The organism is Pseudanabaena sp. SR411, assembly GCF_002251945.1.
In the GTDB taxonomy this organism is placed as follows: Bacteria; Cyanobacteriota; Cyanobacteriia; order Pseudanabaenales; family Pseudanabaenaceae; genus Pseudanabaena.
In genome coordinates this window covers 16017-35292 of record NZ_NDHW01000107.1, presented here as the reverse complement: position 1 = coordinate 35292, position 19276 = coordinate 16017, and the positions used below count along the sequence as shown (strand labels likewise).

Sequence of the window (19276 nt, the reverse complement as noted above, 5' to 3'; positions counted from 1 at the left end):
TACACTAAAGGGGTTTTAGCAAAATATGCCAAGCTTGTTTCGACTAGCAGCAAAGGTGCAGTGACTGACTTAGATCTGTTCTAAATCACTCTCTTCCCAGTCTGAAAATAGACATTAGAACCTATAGCAGACCTAAATCATTTGTAGATTTTTGGGTTTGTGGAAGCGCACCCCTTCGGGGTGCGCTTCCACACAACTCATTTAGGATTGCTATATTTAAGAATCAACACTTAAAAGCTCTAGGTGTCTAGCCCCCTAAATCCCCCAATTCTGGGGGACTTAAATATGGTTCCCCCCAGAATTGGGGGGCTAGGGGGGCAAAAACTAAAATTCTTAAATGGTTTCTCAAGCGCAAGAATTAGTGGTGCGGAGCTTCGCTTCGCACCACTAATTCTTGCGCTTGAGTTCACAGCCTTTGTCAGTGCAAGCAATATAAAATGACAGATTTTCCGCAATCCAAAAAACAACTTAGACACACATTGCTCAACCAACGTCGCCACATCCACTATGAAATTTGGCAACAAAAAAGTCAATTACTATGCGATCGCCTTTCAAATTGGCAAATTTTTCAACAAGCGCAAAATATTTTGGCTTTTGCGAATTTTCGTCAAGAGCCAGATTTAAGTCCCCTGTGGCAAATGTTTCCTGACAAAAATTGGGGATTTTCTCGCTGTGTCGAAAAAGATCTGATTTGGCATCAAGTGGCGATCGCTGATTTTGACAACAATATGCGATCAGGAGCCTTTGGCATTCTGGAGCCTCACCCTGACTTGCCCTTTATGGATTTGCAGAATATTGATCTGATCTTGATTCCTGCGATCGCTTGCGATCGCCGAGGTTATCGACTGGGCTATGGCGGCGGCTTTTACGATCGCTGGTTACCTAACTCGACAGGACATAAAATCGGAATTATTTTTGAGCAGTTCTATTTAGATGCGATTCCTAGTGATATTTGGGACGTACCATTAGAGGCGATCGCAACGGAATCTGTGATTTACTATCGCTCTACAGCTTATTGATGCGATGTGTATAGAAATGCAAATTTTGCTTAGGACATAAAGCCCAAATAAATGAAGGCGGCACTTCGTGCCGCCTTCATTTATTTGGGCTTTGATTTGTTCTAGCTATCTCTTACATTGCTATAGTATTAAGAAAATTAAGAAAATCTTGGTCACATGGTCAGTCAGTAACGGTAGTTTGTGAAATATTTTTATTAGCTAATTTATATAAAACTGTTAAGCATATAAACTATTATAAAAAATAGATAAAACTGTGAATAATCTTCGTCTTAGTGGCAAGTTCAATCTGATTTTTCTTACTGCTTTTTTAGTATGTATTATATTTAGTGGGTTAGCTTTATCTTCCATCTTAAATCGCAACACTGAATCTCAAACAGTTGCCAAAGCTCAGATTATGCTTCAGACAATGGACTCAGTTCGCAACTATACTAGTACCCAAGTTAATCCAGAATTAGCCCCTAGAATTGAGAAGGAAGAAGAGTTTTTACCGCAAACTGTACCTGGTTATTCAGCAAGAGAAGTATTTGAACATTTTCGGTCTAAAAAAGAATACGCCGAATTTTTTTATAAAGAAGCAACTATAAATCCTACTAACTTACGTGATAAAGCTGATGAGTTTGAGACGGAATTAGTGAAGCACTTTCGTGATGATGCTAATGCCAAGGAACTGACAGGATTTCGTCCATATGCAAGTGGTGATTTGTTTTACATAGCTCGTCCTATCACTGTCACTATGGAAAGTTGTTTGCGTTGCCATAGTACTCCTGAAGTAGCACCTAAAAGTATGCTTGCTACCTATGGAAAAGAAAATGGATTTGGATGGAAGCTTAATGAAATTGTTGGAGCGCAAATCATTTCTGTCCCTTTTATTGAAACTATTAATAGTAGTAGACAAATCCTGCTATTTGTAATGTTAGCTGTCTGCATTATGTTTTCAATCACCATTTTATTTCTCAATCTATTTTTAAAACAAACAGTAATTAAGCCAATAAATCAAATGGCACAGGTTGCTCATGACATCAGTGTTGGTAAAATGGACACTGAATTTCAACAGACATCTCATGATGAAATTGGAGTGTTGGCAAATGCATTTAACCGCATGAAATTAAGTCTATCTATGGCTATGGATATGCTCAATAATCAATCCTAAATGGTAAGAGAGAGTGCTTCAGCACTCTCTCTTACCATTTAGGATTGCTGTAGTTAAAATCTTAATTGCAATGATCAAATTTCAAATTTATTAGGACTTACGCAAAAATGCCTGAAAAACCTCATTTTATCGTAGGGACAATTCATGAATTGCTCCTACTACATTTTGTCCTTTGCGTAAGTCCTATAGCAAAGTAAGAAATAGGTAGGACAAATCAAAAACCCAAAAGATGAGTAGCGGCGCGAAGTGCCGCCACTCATCTTTTGGGTTTTATATCCTAAGCAAAACTTACATTGCTATATTTATGTATCGTCAGCATCGCTTAGAATTTGAGGCAATCTATAGGCAAATATTGTTTGTACGGTAAGCCGATCTAGTCCCATACTCATTTCGCAGTATATTAGCACTCAGTGAGACAGAGTGCTAAAGCACGCAATGTGTGACTAAAGTGGGATCAAAATCTACCTTGAGTCATCACTTGCAAAGTCCACTCTGATTAGATTTTAAGGAGGTATGGCATAGTGGCATCGTTAACCCTAAATACTGGTACATTGCAACCCCTAGGCGATCGCCTATTGGTTAAAGTAGCATCAAAAGAAGAAAAAACCGTAGGCGGTATTTTTTTGCCAGACACAGCACAAGAAAAGCCCCAAATCGGTGAAGTAACTGCCGTTGGACCTGGCGCACGCAATGATAAAGGTACTCGTGTAGCGCTAGAAGTCAAAGCAGGCGACAAAGTTCTTTACTCCAAGTATGCAGGCACTGAAGTCAAAATTGACAGCGTAGATTATTTGCTCCTTGCAGAAAGAGATATTCTCGCGATCGTTGAATAAATCATTTGATTTGTACGAAGTACCAGTCAAAAGAATAAAACCAATTACCAAATTAAAAGAAAATGGCAAAAATCGTAGTATTTGATGAAGAGTCTCGCCGCGCCCTTGAGCGTGGTGTCAATGCATTGGCTGATGCTGTGCGCGTAACCCTTGGGCCTAAAGGTCGTAACGTAGTCCTCGAAAAGAAATATGGCGCTCCACAAATCATCAATGACGGTGTGAGCATCGCCAAAGAAATTGAATTAGAAGATCCTTTAGAAAATGCAGGCGCTCAGCTAATTCGTGAAGTAGCTTCTAAGACCAATGACGTAGCAGGCGACGGAACTACTAGCGCTACTGTTTTGGCTCAAGAAATGATTCGCGAAGGCTTGAAGAACGTTGCCGCAGGTGCAAACCCAGTGGGCGTGCGTCGTGGTATCGAAAAGGCAGTTGCTCACCTCGTCGATGTAATTGCTCAAAAAGCGAAAGCAGTTGACTCCAATGCAGAAATTGCTCAAATTGCCACCATTTCGGCTGGTAACGACGACGAAGTGGGTGCAATGATTGCTCAAGCAATGGATAAAGTTGGCAAAGATGGTGTAATAACCGTTGAAGAATCGAAGTCCCTCACAACTGAATTAGAAGTTGTTGAAGGTATGCAACTCGATCGCGGTTATATTTCCCCTTACTTCGTCACCGACAACGAACGTCAGTTGGTGGAATTTGAGAATGCCAAAATCTTGATCACTGATAAGAAGATCAACGTGATTCAAGACCTCGTTCCGATTCTTGAGAAAGCGGCTCGTTCTGGCTCTCCCTTGGTGATCATCTCTGAGGATGTTGAAGGCGAAGCTTTGGCAACCCTAGTGGTGAACAAGCTCAGAGGATCTCTGAATATCGCCGCAATCAAGGCTCCTGGTTTTGGCGATCGCCGTAAAGCGATGTTACAAGATATTGCCGTTCTTACGGATGGTCAGGTAATTTCTGAAGATACTGGTTTGGAACTCAGCGCAGCAACCCTCGAAATGCTAGGTACTGCTCGCAAGATCACCATTTCTAAAGACAAAACCACTATCGTCTCTGATATTGCCAATAAGTCCAATATTGACAAGCGCGTTGCTCAAATCCGCAAGGAATTAGACCTCAGCGATTCTGACTACGACAAAGAAAAGCTGCAAGAGCGGATTGCTAAGCTCTCTGGCGGCGTAGCTGTAATTAAGGTTGGTGCTGCCACTGAAACCGAACTTAAGGATCGCAAACTCCGCATCGAAGATGCTCTTAACTCCACCCGCGCTGCGGTTGAAGAAGGCATCGTTCCTGGTGGTGGCGCAACCCTTGCTCACCTCGCTGTGGAATTGCAAGGCTTCAAAGCAACCTTGAAGAATGAAGAAGCGATCGGTGCAGAAATCGTATCTCGTTCTCTCTCCGCACCTCTTCGTCAAATCAGCGACAATGCTGGTTTAGAAGGTACTGTAGTCGTCGAGAAAGTGAAGCAACTTCCTTTCAATCATGGCTTTGATGCACTCAAAGGCGAATACGTTGACTTGATCGCGACTGGCATCATTGACCCCGCTAAGGTTGTCCGTTCTGCATTGCAAAACGCTGCTTCCGTTGCTGGTATGGTCTTGACTACTGAAGCTCTAGTTGTTGAAAAACCAGAGAAGAATGCTGGTGCTGGTGCTGCTGCTGGTATGGGCGGCATGGGTGGCATGGGCGGTATGGGCGGTATGGGCGGCATGATGTAATCATCGTCCATAGATTCCCCAAAAAAGGAGAGATTACGCTAAGCGTAATCTCTCCTTTTTTGCGTTAAACTCAAATGAAGTTATTGCCAAAACTCGCTATGACTATTGCAAGCGATCGCCTAAATTTTGCAGAGTACCTCAAGTATATTGATGGGACTGACTATCGCTATGAGTTGGTAAATGGAGAATTAATTCCGATGAGTTTGGGGACAGGACAACATGGCGCAGTGATCAAGTTTTTGGAAAAAAATCTCGAAGTCGATATTGCTGAGCAAAATCAAGACTGGGTTGTATTACCTGCGTTAGTTGGTATTCGGAGTCCCAAAGGTGGTAGATGGGATACCTGTCGAATTCCAGATTTGGTGGTGATGCCCAAAGCTCAGTGGCGATCGCTGCAAACTTGTGAGGCAATTATCGAAATCAATCAACCACCGCCGATTTTAGTTGTGGAAGTTGTAAGCGAGTCAACCAAAAGTACCGACTATCGCGCTAAGCGTGGTGAATATAGCGTATTAGGTATTTTGGAATATTGGGTTGTCGATCCATTGATCAAGAAAATCACCATTTTTAGGCTTGATGATGGCTGGTATGAAGTTAGTGAATATACAGGTGAAGAGATTGCACAATCACCAACTTTCCCCAATTTGAAATTGACCGCCAATCAAGTTTTTGGCAACCTGCTAAAATGATTCGCAGCTTTTAATAACTTTAAAAATAATCATTATATGACGCAAGAGCCAATCTTAATTCCAGACCATTTAGAAGATGCTATCGAGCAAGCGATCGCTGCTACGCATCAGGAGATCGCTGATGGAGCTACTCGCGTCATTGCCGATTTGCGATTTCCTGAACTCAAAGCATTGCCGATCGCCTATGAGTTTGCAGCTAGTTTTAATCAGCGCTATGGCAATGCATGGCAAGCCATTTTCTCGGACGCAGGTGCGGCAGCTCTAGCAAAACGGGAGTGGGCAGATCTTGAAGTGTCAGTACGCGGTGTCAATGAGGGACGCAGAGCCATTCGGGAAGAAGATCAAGCATTTCTCTTAATCGAGCCAACTTCGGTCGAAGTCGAGCAAGTAGAGAAGTTAGTGCAGCTAGCAGGCGATCGCCCCTTCGTGATGCTCAATCCTCGCCTTGAAAATAATGAGGTAGGATTGGGGCTAGCAGCAAGACAAATGCGCGATCGCTTTTTAAATACTTTTGAGACTGCTTATTACATCAAGCCGCTAGAGCTTGGTGCATTATGGCGTTGCTATCCGCAAACATGGCAAGTGTGGTTACAAACTGAGGAGGGAATGCAACAACTTGCGGAGGTGGATCAACGTCCATCCAGTGATGACATTGATCGTTTATTTCGACAGAAGACTGGCAAGCAATCAGGTTCATTTTTAGGACGTTTGCAACAGTTTTTGAGCGCTTTAGCAAGATAAAATCTCATCTTAATATTTCTTGTCCCCTCTCCTAAAGGGCGAGGGGCGAGGGGCTTAGAAACTTCCACGTAACATCAGTTATAAAATAGAGATTTTATAACTGATGAAGGAATTAAAGAAAAATTTGGACTCTTTATTGAGTGAAATGCAGAGCAAAATAATCATAAAGGGAAAAATTTATTTGAGTTAAAATAGCTAAACTATATGGGAGCTTTCATTGGAAATAATTCTATGAGCGATCGCCTATTAACCACCAATGCTCGTAAATCCCGAAAATTACCACTCAAATTCATTCTAATTAGTCAGTTTGTGATCTTGATCGGTGGGATATCAGGATTGATGGCGTGGCTGTCTTGGCGGAGTGAGCAGGAAACAATCGTCAACTTAGTCGGACAACTGCAAAATGAAATTAGCGATCGCATTAAGCAAAAGCTCTCTTCTTATCTGGAAACTCCACACTTAATTAATAAACTTAATGCCGATGCAGTGCGGCAAGGAACATTAAAAACCGAAGGAAAAGCTAGTGAGATCTATCTTTGGCAACAGGTTCAGCATTTCCCTACTGTTTCTTGGATTTATTATGGAGGCGAAAAGGCAGGGGAATTTGTGGGAATTACTCGCCTAGACAAAAAGCAAAATCCAACACAATCTTTGCAATTAGCGATAAATGTTGACGGATTTCAGCGTTACTATTACAACCTAGACGCGCAAGGAAATCGTCTTGAACTGAGAGGGAAGCGAGAATTCTACGATGCGCGTCAACGCCCTTGGTATCAAGCCGCTTTACAAACTGATCAACCAATTTGGAGTCCGATCTATCAAGATTCCACTTTACCTGAGCAAGTGATTACAGCTAGTCTGTCTGTATATAACTCTAATGGAAAGAGAATTGGAGTCTTAGGGGCTGATCTCTCCCTAGGAAATATTAGCCAATTTTTAGATGGATTGCAAATTGGAAAGACTGGAGAAGCTTTTATATTTGAACCTTCAGGATTATTGGTAGCTAGCTCTACTGAGGAAAAGCCCTATGAAACTAGCGGTGATCAACAAAAACTACAGAGATTGCCAATTAAGAATAGTAGACAACAAATAATTCGTGATGCGGTGGGGTATCTAGAGAAACAAGTTGGGAGCTTAGAGACAATCAGCACTGAGCAGAATTTAAAGTTTGTGGCTGGGGGAAGAAATATTTTTTTCAAGGTGTTACCCTACCGAGATGATCGTGGGATTAACTGGTTAATCGCCGTAGTGATGCCCGAATCTGACTTTACAGAACAGCTTGACATCAAACGTCAAAACACAATTCTGCTCATTTGTCTATCACTAGCAGGCGCGATCGCTTTAGGTGTTTTCACGACTCAGTATATTAATAAATCATTATGGCGTTTAACTTTGGCGAGTCAAGCCTTGGCAAATGGCGAATTAGATCGAGAAGTTCCATCGGCAGCAATTGCTGAATTAAATATTCTCTCGCAATCCTTTAATCAGATGGCGACACAGTTAAAACAATCTTTTGCAGAACTTGGCAAGATTAATGAGAATTTGGAGTTGCGAATTCATGAGAGAGTAGCAGAATTACAAGAATCTGAAAATAAATTTAGAAATTTGGTTTCCAATTTTTCAGGGCTTGTCTATCGTTGTAATTACGATCTTGATTGGACGATGGTGTTCATCGGAGGAGCGGTTACGGAGATAACAGGCTATCTTGCTGAAGAATTTATCGCTAATCAAGTTCGCAGTTGGGCAAGTATTATTCATCCTGAAGATCGCGAAACTGTAGAACGAATTATCAATGAAAGTTTAACCTGTCGCGAAGCTTTTATTGTGGAATATCGAATTATCGATTCCCAAGGTACTATTCGCTGGCTGTATGAGAAAGGGCAGGGAATATTTACGGAAGATGATCAAGTGTTGTGGATCGATGGTGCGATCTTTGAGATTAGCGATCGCAAACAAGTCGAGTCAGAGCTTTTAGAACGGGTGCATTTATCAATTTTGATGGCCGAAGTTGGTTCGGCATCTACACAGCTAAACACATTGGAAGAAGTTCTCCAAGCCTTTGTCGAATCCCTATGGCGACATATGAACGTCTCTTTTGTACAGATCTGGACAATCAATGCTTTTGGCAATGATTTAAATTTACAAGTCAGCACGGGTAACTATAACAAATCAGATAGCGATCGCCTCAGTAATCTGATCAGCAGAGAGCGGATATGGTCAATTACCCAAGGAATGTTTCAGCCGCTTTTAACTGATCAAATTTTGGCAGATTTAAGCGAATCTGAGCAATTGTGGTTGCAGGAGCAAGGGATTATTTCGTTAGTAGGACATCCACTAATTGTCAAAGGCAAAGTCATCGGAGTGATTCTGATGATTTCTCAGTTTCACTTAGACACGGATATCCAGAGCATCGACTTGATCGCTAATGCGATCGCCATAGGTATTGATCATAAACAATCAGAAGAGCGACTGAGAGTAACCAATGCCGAAATGAAAGCCCTATTTGCGGCGATGGATGAAGTAATCTTAGTACGCGATCGCATGGGGCGCATTCTCAAAATCCCTCAAACCCGTAGACAAACAGTTTGGCAAAATGCTGATGAAGCAATTGGCAAACTCCCTTCAGAACTATTTTCCCATGAGCAAGCTAGCCTCTTTTCAGGTTATGTACAGCATGTTTTAGAAACACAGGAAACTTTAAATGTGGAGTATCTTCTCTCCCCCACCGATCAACCGATTTGGTGGAATGCGAGTATCTCTCCCATTGATACAGAGACTGTGGTTTGGGTTGCTCGTGATATTACAGAGAGCAAAGGAGTTGAGCAGCAACTCAAGCAAGCAAAGCAAGCTGCCGAGGCTGCTAGCCAAGCTAAAAGTCAATTTTTGGCAAGTATGAGTCATGAACTGCGAACACCGCTCAATGCCATTTTGGGTTTCGCACAACTAATGGTACGCGACACTTCACTGAAAGACAATCATCGCTCCTATCTGAAAATCATTCATGATAGTGGCGAACATCTATTGGAATTAATTAACGATGTTTTAGATATGTCGAAAATCGAATCGGGACGGATTACCTTAAACATCACTAGCTTTGATCTGTATCATCTCCTCGATACCTTGGAAAAAATGTTTCGCCTTAAGGTTAGCGATAAATCTCTGCAACTGCTGTTTAAGCGATCGCCTAACGTCCCACAATGGATTAACACTGATGAAGGCAAACTTCGCCAGATCTTAATTAATTTGTTAAGTAATGCCATAAAATTTACCAATCAAGGCTCGATAGTTCTATCTATTGATGTAGATGCAAATGCATCCTTAGCACCAAAATCTCAATTAGCAGCTCAAGTCCAAGAGAAAAACCCAACTACAACCATCTTAAAATTTACCGTAGAAGATACTGGTGAAGGTATTCCTGCCAATTATTTAGGAAAAATATTTGAAGCATTTGAACAGACGGAGCTAGGTAAAAAAACTGCGGAAGGAACAGGGCTAGGATTGCCCATCAGTCTTAAATTTGCTCAATTTATGGGGGGTGAGATTACAGTCAGTAGTCAGTTGGGTGTAGGCAGCACTTTTAGGGTTTATCTTCCCGTTAATGTGTCAGCATCTCCTGTGCCATTAAGACAAACTAGCGATCGCTATATTATCGGTTTAGCTCCCCACCAGTCAGAATATCGGCTTCTAGTCGTAGAAGACCGATGGGAAAGTCGGCAGTTATTAGTGAAAATACTAGAAGCAGTAGGATTCAAAGTCTGCGAAGCCGAAAATGGGGCTGAGGCGATCGCCATTTGGGAGGAATGGCAACCACATCTGATCTGGATGGATATGCGGATGCCCGTAATGGATGGCTATGAAGCCACACGCCAAATCAAATCCCATTTAAAAGGACAAGCCACTGTAATTATTGCCTTAACGGCGAGTGCCTTGGAAGAAGAAAAAGCAATTATCCTTTCCGCAGGCTGTGATGATTTTGTGCGTAAGCCTTTTCGAGAAGCACTCATTTTTGACAAATTAGCTCAATATCTAGGTGTAACTTACTTATATGAAGATGAAAGCAATCGCCAACTCACGGATAGAGATGCAGATGATCTAGAAACTTTAGCAACTAATCTTAAAATCTATTTATCGCAAATGCCTGACAGTTGGATTAATCAACTCCATCATGCGGCAACCTTAGCTGATAATGATTTAATCAGTGAATTGATCAAATCTATCCCCGAAAGTAATACGGTTTTAATTCATTCTTTAATCAGTCTTGTCGATAATTTTTGTTACAATCAAATTATGAATTCGGCTCAGCAAGCTTCTAACAAATAGTTAAACGATCGCCCTATGGATGCGGCTAAATAATGACTAGAAATTATAGTGGCGATATATTAATAGTCGATGATATGCCGAATAACTTGCGCTTTCTATCGACAACTTTGACAGAGCAAGGCTATAAAGTCCGTAGCGTCACTGAAGGGTTAATGGCGCTAACTGTGGCTGAAGCCGCCAAGCCCGATCTAATTTTGCTAGATATTATGATGCCGAATATCGATGGCTATGAAGTTTGCCAGCGACTAAAAGCTAACGAACAGACCTGCGATATTCCTGTAATTTTCTTAAGTGCCTTAGATGAAGTATTAGACAAAGTAAAAGCTTTTAGTGTTGGTGGCGTAGACTATATCACCAAACCATTTCAGCTAGAAGAAGTTTTAGCTCGTATCCAAACTCATTTAAGTTTAAGGGCTGCTCAAAAAGAAATTAGTCAACTCAATACCGAACTCGAACAGCGAGTCCGCCAGAGAACAGCCCAGTTAGAGCAGGAAATTGCCGAGCGCTTGCAAGTCCAAGAGCGACTATTGCATTTAGCCCTGCACGATGTCCTCACAGGGTTGCCCAATCGAACTTGGTTTATGAAGCGTTTGGAGCAGTTACTTCAACAAGTCCACCAACAGTCAGGTTATCATTTTGCAGTTTTGTTCTTAGACTGCGATCGCTTTCAAGCGGTTAACGACTCTCTAGGACACTTAGTGGGCGATCAGCTATTGGTATCGATCGCCAGAAGAATTGAACTTTGTCTGCGGCCAGGCACAATGCTTTGTCGTCTGGGAGGAGATGAGTTTGCGATCTTGTTGCAAGATATCGAAAAGCCCTCTGATACGATCAAAGTCGCCAATGGTATCCTCCATGAATTAGCAGCACCCTTTCAAATTGGAGACTATCAAGTATTTACAAATGTCAGTATTGGCATTGCTATGGGTAGTGATATTTACAAGCAACCCGAACATATTTTGCGTGATGCTGACACTGCCATGTATCGGGCTAAAGCAAATGGCAAAGCTTGCTATCAAATGTTTGAGCAAACTATGCATAGCCGCGCACTGCATAACTTTCAGCTAGAATCTGATCTTAGACATGCCTTAGAGCGTCATGAATTGGTAGCTTATTATCAGCCGATCATTAATTTAAATAATAACCAAATTGATTCTTTTGAAGCGCTAGTACGTTGGAAACATCCAGAAAAAGGGCTAATTGATCCCAGTAAGTTTATTCCGATCGCCGAAGAGACGGGACTAGTAATGGCGATCGACTTATTTGTATTACAACAAGCCTGTCAGCAGTTGCGTAGTTGGCGAGATGAAGGGCTTGCGGATGCGTCCTTAACGATGAATGTCAATCTGTCTGTGAAGCATTTTATGAGCTTTGATTTGCTCGCGCAGATTGATCACGTTCTTCAGGAAACAGGAATTACAGGAAATTCTTTAAGGTTAGAAATCACCGAAAGCGACATTATGGAGAATGCTGAATTTGCGGGCAAAATTATCTCCCAACTACGCGATCGGCAGATTCAATTAAGTATTGATGATTTTGGGACGGGCTATTCTTCGTTGAGTTATCTGCATCGCCTCCCCATTGATCATCTCAAGATTGATCGCTCTTTTGTGATGCGAATTGGCAAAAATGGCAAAAACACGGAGATTATTAGGGCGATTATTGCACTGGCTAAGAGTTTGGACATGTTTACGATCGCCGAAGGTGTAGAAACTCAAGATCAGCTCGATCAGATCCGCGAATTAAAGTGTGAGTTTTGCCAAGGATATTTCTTCTCTAGACCTGTTGAGGCTAATGCTGCCAAAAATTTATTGATTACAGGTTTTTAATTTATATCTGTCACCGTAATCTTTTCAGGGTTTAGATTCAAGTGAATCCTCGATTAAGATTAAAAGTGCTGCAAAGCAGCACTTTTAATCTTAATCGAGGATTCACAATGTACATTCTCATTGGTGGTGCAGGCATGATGGGCTTAGACCTAGCAAAAACCCTGCTCAATATGGGGCATACGATCGCCGTTATCGACACCGATCCGATGGCATGTCAATATGCCCGTGAAAAAATTGGGGTGATGGCTTTTGAAGGTAGTGCCGTCAACACAACCGTATTACTAGAGGCAGGAATTCGCAAATGTCATACTTTTATTGCCGCCCTACGCGAAGATGCCCTTAATCTCGCTATGGTCACCCTTTCCAAGCATTACGGGGTATCACAAATTATGGTGCGAATGAGCGATCGCGACTTTGCCGAACCCTATGAACTGGCTGGAGCAACGCATATTATCGGCACAGCTGAGTTAGCGATTTCACGGATTGTCAATGCGATCGAATATCCTCAAGTTGATGCGATGATGCACTTTGAGCAAGGTCAAGTGGAAGTAATCAAGCTATCCATTCCACAGTTATGCTCAATTGTAAATCGCACCGTTGCCGAAATCGCTCAAAATCCGCACTTCCCCACAGGTACTCTGATCATTGGCTATCAAGCCCATCCCCATGAAGATCTAATGGTTCCCAATGGCAGCACCATGCTGGAAGGAGGTTCCACAATTTTAGTAGTCACTAAACCTAGTCTTGTCAAGCAACTGCTTGATTTCATGGGGTTATGTTCCTAATCATCTTTCAAGGATAAAAGTTTCTCGTTGAGTATCTTGAGATAGGCTTGACCAGCATCATCGGAAAGCAACCCTTTACGGAGTGCATCGTTGATCGCCACTTTCTCAGCAAGATAAAGTCGGCGGTGGATTCCCCCTAAATGTTGCTGATCTTCGTCATTGTCTAAGTCAGCGATCGTTGTTTGATTATACAGATCTCGCAGTTCATGCTCTGAGGATGCAATTCTTGCCTGATAGCTGGCAAATAATTCTTCGTATAGAGATTTTGGAAGACTCCCTGACTCTAACAAACTCGCTAATTCCCTTTGAGCAGCCTTTGAGGCGATGAGATTTAGTTGCAGAGATTCGATTTGCTGTTTAGTTGGTGATGGCTGCGATAAATTTAACCGTTTCACTAGCCAAGATAAACTCAACCCTTGTCCTACTAATGAAAGTAGCACTGTACTAAAAACTAGAGTAATCACTTGCATTCGCTCTGGCAAACCAAAGGGTAAACTCAAAGTGAGTGCCATCGATAGGGAACCTTTGACATTTCCTAAAATCAAGACATGTTGCCACCGCAGCGGAATAGGACGATCAAAGAAGCTAAGTAAGTATAGTAATGGATAGATTGCCACAACTCTCCCAATTTGATATGCGAGAATTGCGAATAGTGCTGCTGGAGCAGTGTTATATAGGCTCACAGGATTAACTTCAATCCCCACAAGTAAAAATATAAAAGTGTTCGCACCAAAGGCGGCATATTCCCAGAAATTGACCAAACTCACTTCCGTGGGAGCCGAGGTTTGGCGAAATCCAAGATTCCCGATTACTAATCCCGCAATCATTACTGCGATCGCACTGGAAACTCCTAGAGAATGCCCAATCTGGAAAGTCCCTAACGATACAGCAACTGTCAATAAAATATTACTCAACGCATCATCTAACTGCTGAAATAAGCCCACACAGAGATATCCCAGTCCCAATCCCAAAACGCTACCACCAACAAAGGCAATAAAAATTTGCTGAACTCCTTCTCCAATAGTGAATGAACCCTTAGTAAAAATTGTGGTGATTATACTGAGTAAAACTAAGGCAATTCCATCATTAAAAAGGCTTTCCCCCTCTACAATGGTCGCAAGTGGTCGCGGTACAGTCACATTTCTAAAAGCGACAATCACCGAAACCGTGTCCGTAATCGTTAAGATCACTCCTACCGCACAGGCTGTAATCCATGCAAGGTTAATACCAAACTTGAGTAATGTCGCTGTGATCGTCGCAGACAGAATTACGCCAGGACCAGCCAGTAACAAAATTGGCTTAATCGTGCCGCGAAGTCTACTGATATCGGTATTTATCGAGGCTTCAAAAATTAAAATCGGCAAAAACAGATTTAAGATTACCTCAGGATCTAAGCCGATGGAAGCTGGTAATATCTGTTTGGGAATCGCTAAGCCTGCTAACACTAAACCAACAACATAGGAAATCCGCAAGCGTCTAGTAATCAAAGCAACGGCTGTGGCTACGATCAGCAGAATGATTAATGTGCTTACTAGTCCCGTAAATTCACTGGTAGTTGTCGGAGCTGTCGGCTGCAATGCAGGACTGGTTAAAGTATTAATAAAAAGATAACGAATCACAATATTTGAGGGATTTGGGGAATATATAGGGCAAAACTACAACACTTTGGGTTTCAGTAAACCCCAATATTTTTATTAAAAGTGTTGCTAAGCAACACTTTTAAAACCCATTTAAGAATTACATGACCTTTAAAATCTTGTTTAAAGCTCTAGGTGTTTAGCCCCCTAAATCCCCCAATTCTGGGGGACTTAAATATGGTTCCCCCCAGAATTGGGGGGCTAGGGGGGCTAAAAATACAATTCTTAAATGGTTTCTAAATGCTTTCTTAACTCATGTTACGCAGAAGTTGCTGATACCCTCACCCCTAGCCCCTCTCCCATTAAGGGCGAGGGGAACCAGAAAAACTAATATTTTATTTCTCTTGCTCCCCTTCTCCCGCTCTGGGAGAAGGGGCTGGGGGATGAGGGCAGATATTCACTCTGCGTAACATGAGTTTCTTAAGGTGACTGATTTTTTACCCATTTCACCCATTGAGAAAACGATCGCCAGCCATTGAGATTATGCAAATGGGGAGCGCGAGCCGCAACTAAACTATCAACCGATCGCAGTGCTGCAAATTGCAAACCTAAAAAACTATCGACTGCGGCATAGGAATTCCCTAACGTTGCTGCTCCCGATGCATAGACTCTACCACCATCATTATTGCGAAGCTCAGCAATCTCAAAGTCATTGGTCACATTTAATCTACCCAAAGCATTGATCGGTATCTGATAGCAATCAAGCAAATCGGCATAAATTGGATTAGTTTGCACCTTCGCATCTAAACCTGTGGCATCAATAATAAAGTCGGCTGTTAACTGCAAAATTCCTTCCATTTGGTGCGGACGGATATATGTAGCAGTGCGCCGATCTGGGAGTTGTTCCACCTTTTCGACAGCCCCAAAGGTAATTTGATACCAACCTTCATTCAAGCCCGTTTGCACAATCTGTTTCCAGTCATGGCGATCGGCTGTAGTTGTGCCGCCCCAATCCTTGAGCAAAGTTTGTCGAGTCTGCGGATCAGCCTCTTCAAGAACAGCACGCAAATCCCCACCCCAACAAGCTTTTGGCCAGTTAAAGGGTTGAAATTCATAGTGGTTTTCGACAGGACGTTGAGCGCTACCATAACTATTGCCTTTTGCTTTCGGCGATCGCATCAGGTGTAAGAGATTGATTTTTTGCTGTGGCGATCGCTGACTCACTTCATGAATACGTTGCACGATTCGCGAGGCTACAATGCCACGTCCACGGATTAATACAGTACCGCCATGACTTTCTAGATGTTGATAAATATGTTCATGCTCCTCATAGCCATTGACCACGGCACGAAAGTCTTCTGTCTGGCTACGGTAAGTTTGTAGATCTGGCAAGAACTGAATGGCGGCATAACCCATCGCTAAATGCAGATACTTAGCAACTAAAAAAGCATGATGCCCCTGCCCAAGTGAATAGGCGATCGCATAGCGTCCATCATTGGTTTTCCGTAGCGATCGCACCCGCCCATAGCGATAGATCTTGTCCCAACCAATCCGATGAACCTCGCGATCAATGGAGTCAAACACATTTCCAGATCTTGGTGTATAGGTTTCTGCTAGATCAGGTTCCGCAAACACCTGCCAAAGGTATTTGCAAGCCTGATTAATCCTGCCGCGAGTAAAATCATGCCAAGCCTCACGCCATGCATAACTAGGAAATCCCCAAATATTATCTGGACAAGAATCAGAATTAGAGCGCAACCTCTCATATAAAGGAATTTGTGAATTGAGGCACAGCCGTTTATACCTTGCATAGGGTTGAGGCTCCAAGCCTAACGCCACAATTTGATCAGCAGCTACACCAAAAATCCGTAGATAATCCACCCAAATATAACTTCCTAATCCTCCCCCGATCGCGCCGTAAGTCGTTTCATGCACAGGCAGCCCTGTCCGGTGTAGTGACTGCACTTCCACGACTGGCAATTGAAAGAAGTCTGGAGGGAAATTAGAAGAACTAGCTAAACTTGGCTGAGTGACATTCGCTTGGGGTAAACCTGTTTCGGGATTAAATAAAATCGTGGGATTTGCGGATGATGATTTAACAGTGTTATTTGGCGATCCTGTAGTAGTTGGTTGACTTATAGCAGGCACATCAAAGGCGATCGCTATTTCATATCGTCCAATTGTGAGGCGATCACCAGTGGCTAGCACCTTGCGAAGTTCCATTCCCCGACCAACCAAAACTCCATTAACTAAAATTCCATTAGTACTATTTTGATCGATTACCAATACATTTCCCTGCTCAAGCATTAGCAATGCATGGTATCGAGACACTGAGCGATCGCCTAATATCACCTGTGCTACTTGATGTCCATCTATGCTCTCTGGCAATGAAGTTACATCTTTACCAATGGCGATCGGTAAATTCAGTTGCAAAGATTGCGGCTGATTGGTTGTTATTTCTAACCAACTTAATTGAACAGAAATCTGCATAGGTTTCAAATCTTTATAAGACAGATTGAGACGGTAAAATACTACTCGCTGCTCCCGCTAGTGAAGTACCACACCAAGGACATACTAAGGTAATTCGCTCATAGGAAGAAATTTTGGCACATTTTAAATTGGGGCATTGCAATCCATATACATGATCTGGATTGCGAGAAATCGGTGCTTGACTTGGTGGATCAATCTCAATTGTGGTGACTTGTAATATTTGTTGACCTAAAGCGATCGCACTATTAATCTTTAATTCAACTTCCCCACTCAATAAACGTTGACCATCAATTACAGGAGGATTAGATTCACGCATATTTCTAATCCAAAAGCTCTGTTTTTGGGGATCGAAATAAATCACCACATGTAACCCTGAGACGGTGGGATGCGTCAAAACTAAATCGCACCGAGCAGGATCGCGCCCAATTCGAGTCATTGTCAGACTAATCCTATAACTTTTGGTAATTCCTGCTTCTAACCAAGCCAAAGTTAGTTCCGACATAATTACTTACAAAGCCAAAGCTGTTTGATTTCAAATATATAGCAATCCTCAAGTTTTTTGTATGAGTACCCCTTGGGGACGCTCCTACAAAAAACAAAAAAATTCCAATTTATGAGATTAAATAGTTGATGAGATTGCGTCCCAAAGGGACGCAATCTCATCAACTATTTAGAATAAGATATGACTCCTACATTAATCGGAAGATGGCAAACTCGGATCTTACTGTTGGGAACATTGGGAGTACTCGTCACCATTCCCTTTAGCCTCAATGGTGAATCGCTCTATTTTCAAGTCCTCCTCGCGATCGCCGTTTTAGGATGTATGTGGGATATTGTTTACAACCAATTGCAAACTCTCCGTTGGGATCACGATTGGTCAGCAATATTACAATTAGCCGCAGGAATTTGGGAAGCCTTTTTCTTTTATGTTCCCTTCAAATTTTTGATTAGTAGTATCTTGAAAATTAGCTGGTTGAGTGCGAATATTCCCCTCGACAAATTTTTACTCCACTATTCTTGTATTTGGCTAGCCGTATTTACAGCCTCACAAACACTCATGCGAGTCATCTTTCCGCGTTGGCGATTTCACGGAGGCGAATGGTTTAAAACCAGAAAGCGCTAAAGATTATTGTTGCTTCACAACAATAATCTTTAGCGCTTTCTTTAAAAACAAAGGGAACGCTTAGCGTTCCCTTTGTTTTTTGTTTAAGCTATTTAGCTGATGTGAAAATTATACTTATTTGAGAATCTAAAAACAGCAACATAGATGTTTCGTTAAGCCCATTTGCAGCGAGATTTGAACTAACAAGTTTGAGTCTCGCTATTTTTGTTGCTGTTTTACAGAGTTTTAGAAAAACATAGCTACAAGATAGCTACTTATTTGAGCTTATTTATTGCAAGTTAGTATAGTAACATAAACTGGAAGATCTGGTCAGAATTTTTTGTCTTTATGGATGCAACCCTTATTCGTCAACTTGTATGGCTAGACTACCGATTAGCTCTGCTGTTTCTTGTTTTTATCCCCTTCGGTTTATTAGTCTGGGCTTTACGAAGTGATAGTGAAGCAATCAAGCGATCGCTACTTTTATATTGGCGTGTTGCGAGTTTGGTATTGATTACGATTTACTTAGCGATCGGTAGTTTAGGCATATCTTATATATCAGGAATTTTGGCTGCGATTTTAATCGTTCTCGCGCTTTGGTTTTGGCAAGATCTCAATGAAGATATTGAAGCTTCACGCAAAAGTCTTACCCCTATTTATTTAGGATGGCGCTGGGCGACAACGGTTTACTGCTCTCTAAGTGCCGTATTTAGGCTACTGTTCACTAATTGTGCATTTATGAATGCTGAGCAATTAAGCGATATTTGCAAAATTTGGTTTGAGCCACCGCTAAGTTTTAGCACCACATTTCATAATGGTGTACCTGTCGAAAATTTAGCGTTTGCGGGTGCGGTTGGGGGAATTGTCTATATCTTGTATTTATTTGTCTTTCTTGCTTTTAGCTTACCAAAAACAGGTCGAATTGCATTTCGTGACTAAATTACAGCGCTTTGCGCTTCAATCCAAACCATAAAAAAAGGGTTGCTTCGCAACTCTTTTTTTAACCAGAAGAGGGCG

Annotated in this window: 14 protein-coding genes; 11 read left to right on the top strand and 3 right to left on the bottom strand. The window is 42.0% G+C overall.

The genetic code is table 11. From position 1 onward, the window contains the following. The first annotated feature begins 437 nt into the window (after positions 1–437). From B9G53_RS10865 to B9G53_RS10825, 9 genes are all read left to right on the top strand, one after another. Positions 438–1019: a 5-formyltetrahydrofolate cyclo-ligase gene (locus tag B9G53_RS10865; RefSeq protein WP_094532055.1), complete on the top strand. Its 582-nt coding sequence runs from the start codon at positions 438–440 to the stop codon at positions 1017–1019. A gap of 253 nt (positions 1020–1272) precedes the next feature. Beyond that, a complete protein-coding gene (locus tag B9G53_RS10860; protein WP_094532053.1) occupies positions 1273–2169 on the top strand; it encodes a DUF3365 domain-containing protein in 897 nt (298 codons plus the stop codon). 521 nt (positions 2170–2690) lie between these two features. Continuing rightward, positions 2691–3002 (top strand): co-chaperone GroES, encoded by a 312-nt coding sequence (gene groES / locus B9G53_RS10855; protein ID WP_094532051.1) that lies wholly within the window; start codon positions 2691–2693, stop codon positions 3000–3002. Between the two features lie 62 nt (positions 3003–3064). Further along, on the top strand, positions 3065–4726 hold the full coding sequence (gene groL, locus B9G53_RS10850; protein ID WP_094532049.1) for a chaperonin GroEL: 1662 nt from the start codon (positions 3065–3067) through the stop codon (positions 4724–4726). Positions 4727–4824: 98 nt separating this feature from the next. Further along, the gene (locus B9G53_RS10845; RefSeq protein WP_094532057.1) at positions 4825–5415 is read left to right on the top strand and encodes a Uma2 family endonuclease; all 591 of its coding nucleotides are present in this window, start codon (positions 4825–4827) and stop codon (positions 5413–5415) included. A gap of 36 nt (positions 5416–5451) precedes the next feature. Further along, positions 5452–6156, top strand: a complete 705-nt coding sequence (locus B9G53_RS10840) for a DUF1995 family protein (RefSeq protein WP_094532046.1) — start codon at positions 5452–5454, stop codon at positions 6154–6156. Positions 6157–6360: 204 nt separating this feature from the next. Beyond that, complete coding sequence (locus B9G53_RS10835) at positions 6361–10476, top strand: cache domain-containing protein (protein WP_094532044.1); 4116 nt, start codon at positions 6361–6363, stop codon at positions 10474–10476. Positions 10477–10508: 32 nt separating this feature from the next. Continuing rightward, the gene (locus tag B9G53_RS10830; RefSeq protein ID WP_094532042.1) at positions 10509–12305 is read left to right on the top strand and encodes a GGDEF domain-containing response regulator; all 1797 of its coding nucleotides are present in this window, start codon (positions 10509–10511) and stop codon (positions 12303–12305) included. A gap of 107 nt (positions 12306–12412) precedes the next feature. Then, positions 12413–13090 carry a TrkA family potassium uptake protein gene (locus B9G53_RS10825; RefSeq protein ID WP_094532040.1) on the top strand — a complete coding sequence of 226 codons (678 nt, stop codon included), beginning with the start codon at positions 12413–12415 and terminating at the stop codon, positions 13088–13090. Here B9G53_RS10825 and B9G53_RS10820 read toward each other — a convergent pair. The 3 genes from B9G53_RS10820 to B9G53_RS10810 form a co-directional block, all read right to left on the bottom strand. Beyond that, on the bottom strand, positions 13087–14667 hold the full coding sequence (locus tag B9G53_RS10820) for a cation:proton antiporter (RefSeq protein ID WP_369683001.1): 1581 nt from the start codon (positions 14665–14667) through the stop codon (positions 13087–13089). The genes B9G53_RS10825 and B9G53_RS10820 overlap by 4 nt on opposite strands. 480 nt (positions 14668–15147) lie before the next feature. Continuing rightward, positions 15148–17157, bottom strand: coding sequence for an FHA domain-containing protein (locus tag B9G53_RS10815; RefSeq protein WP_094532036.1), 2010 nt, complete (start codon positions 17155–17157; stop codon positions 15148–15150). A gap of 13 nt (positions 17158–17170) precedes the next feature. Next, on the bottom strand, positions 17171–17659 hold the full coding sequence (locus tag B9G53_RS10810; protein WP_094532034.1) for an FHA domain-containing protein: 489 nt from the start codon (positions 17657–17659) through the stop codon (positions 17171–17173). Positions 17660–17839: 180 nt separating this feature from the next. On the opposite strand from B9G53_RS10810, the gene B9G53_RS10805 reads away from it, so the two are divergent. Together B9G53_RS10805 and B9G53_RS10800 are read left to right on the top strand one after the other, a co-directional pair. Continuing rightward, the gene (locus B9G53_RS10805; RefSeq protein ID WP_094532032.1) at positions 17840–18280 is read left to right on the top strand and encodes a hypothetical protein; all 441 of its coding nucleotides are present in this window, start codon (positions 17840–17842) and stop codon (positions 18278–18280) included. Positions 18281–18607: 327 nt separating this feature from the next. Further along, positions 18608–19198 (top strand): DUF3177 family protein, encoded by a 591-nt coding sequence (locus B9G53_RS10800; protein WP_094532030.1) that lies wholly within the window; start codon positions 18608–18610, stop codon positions 19196–19198. Positions 19199–19276 lie beyond the last annotated feature (78 nt).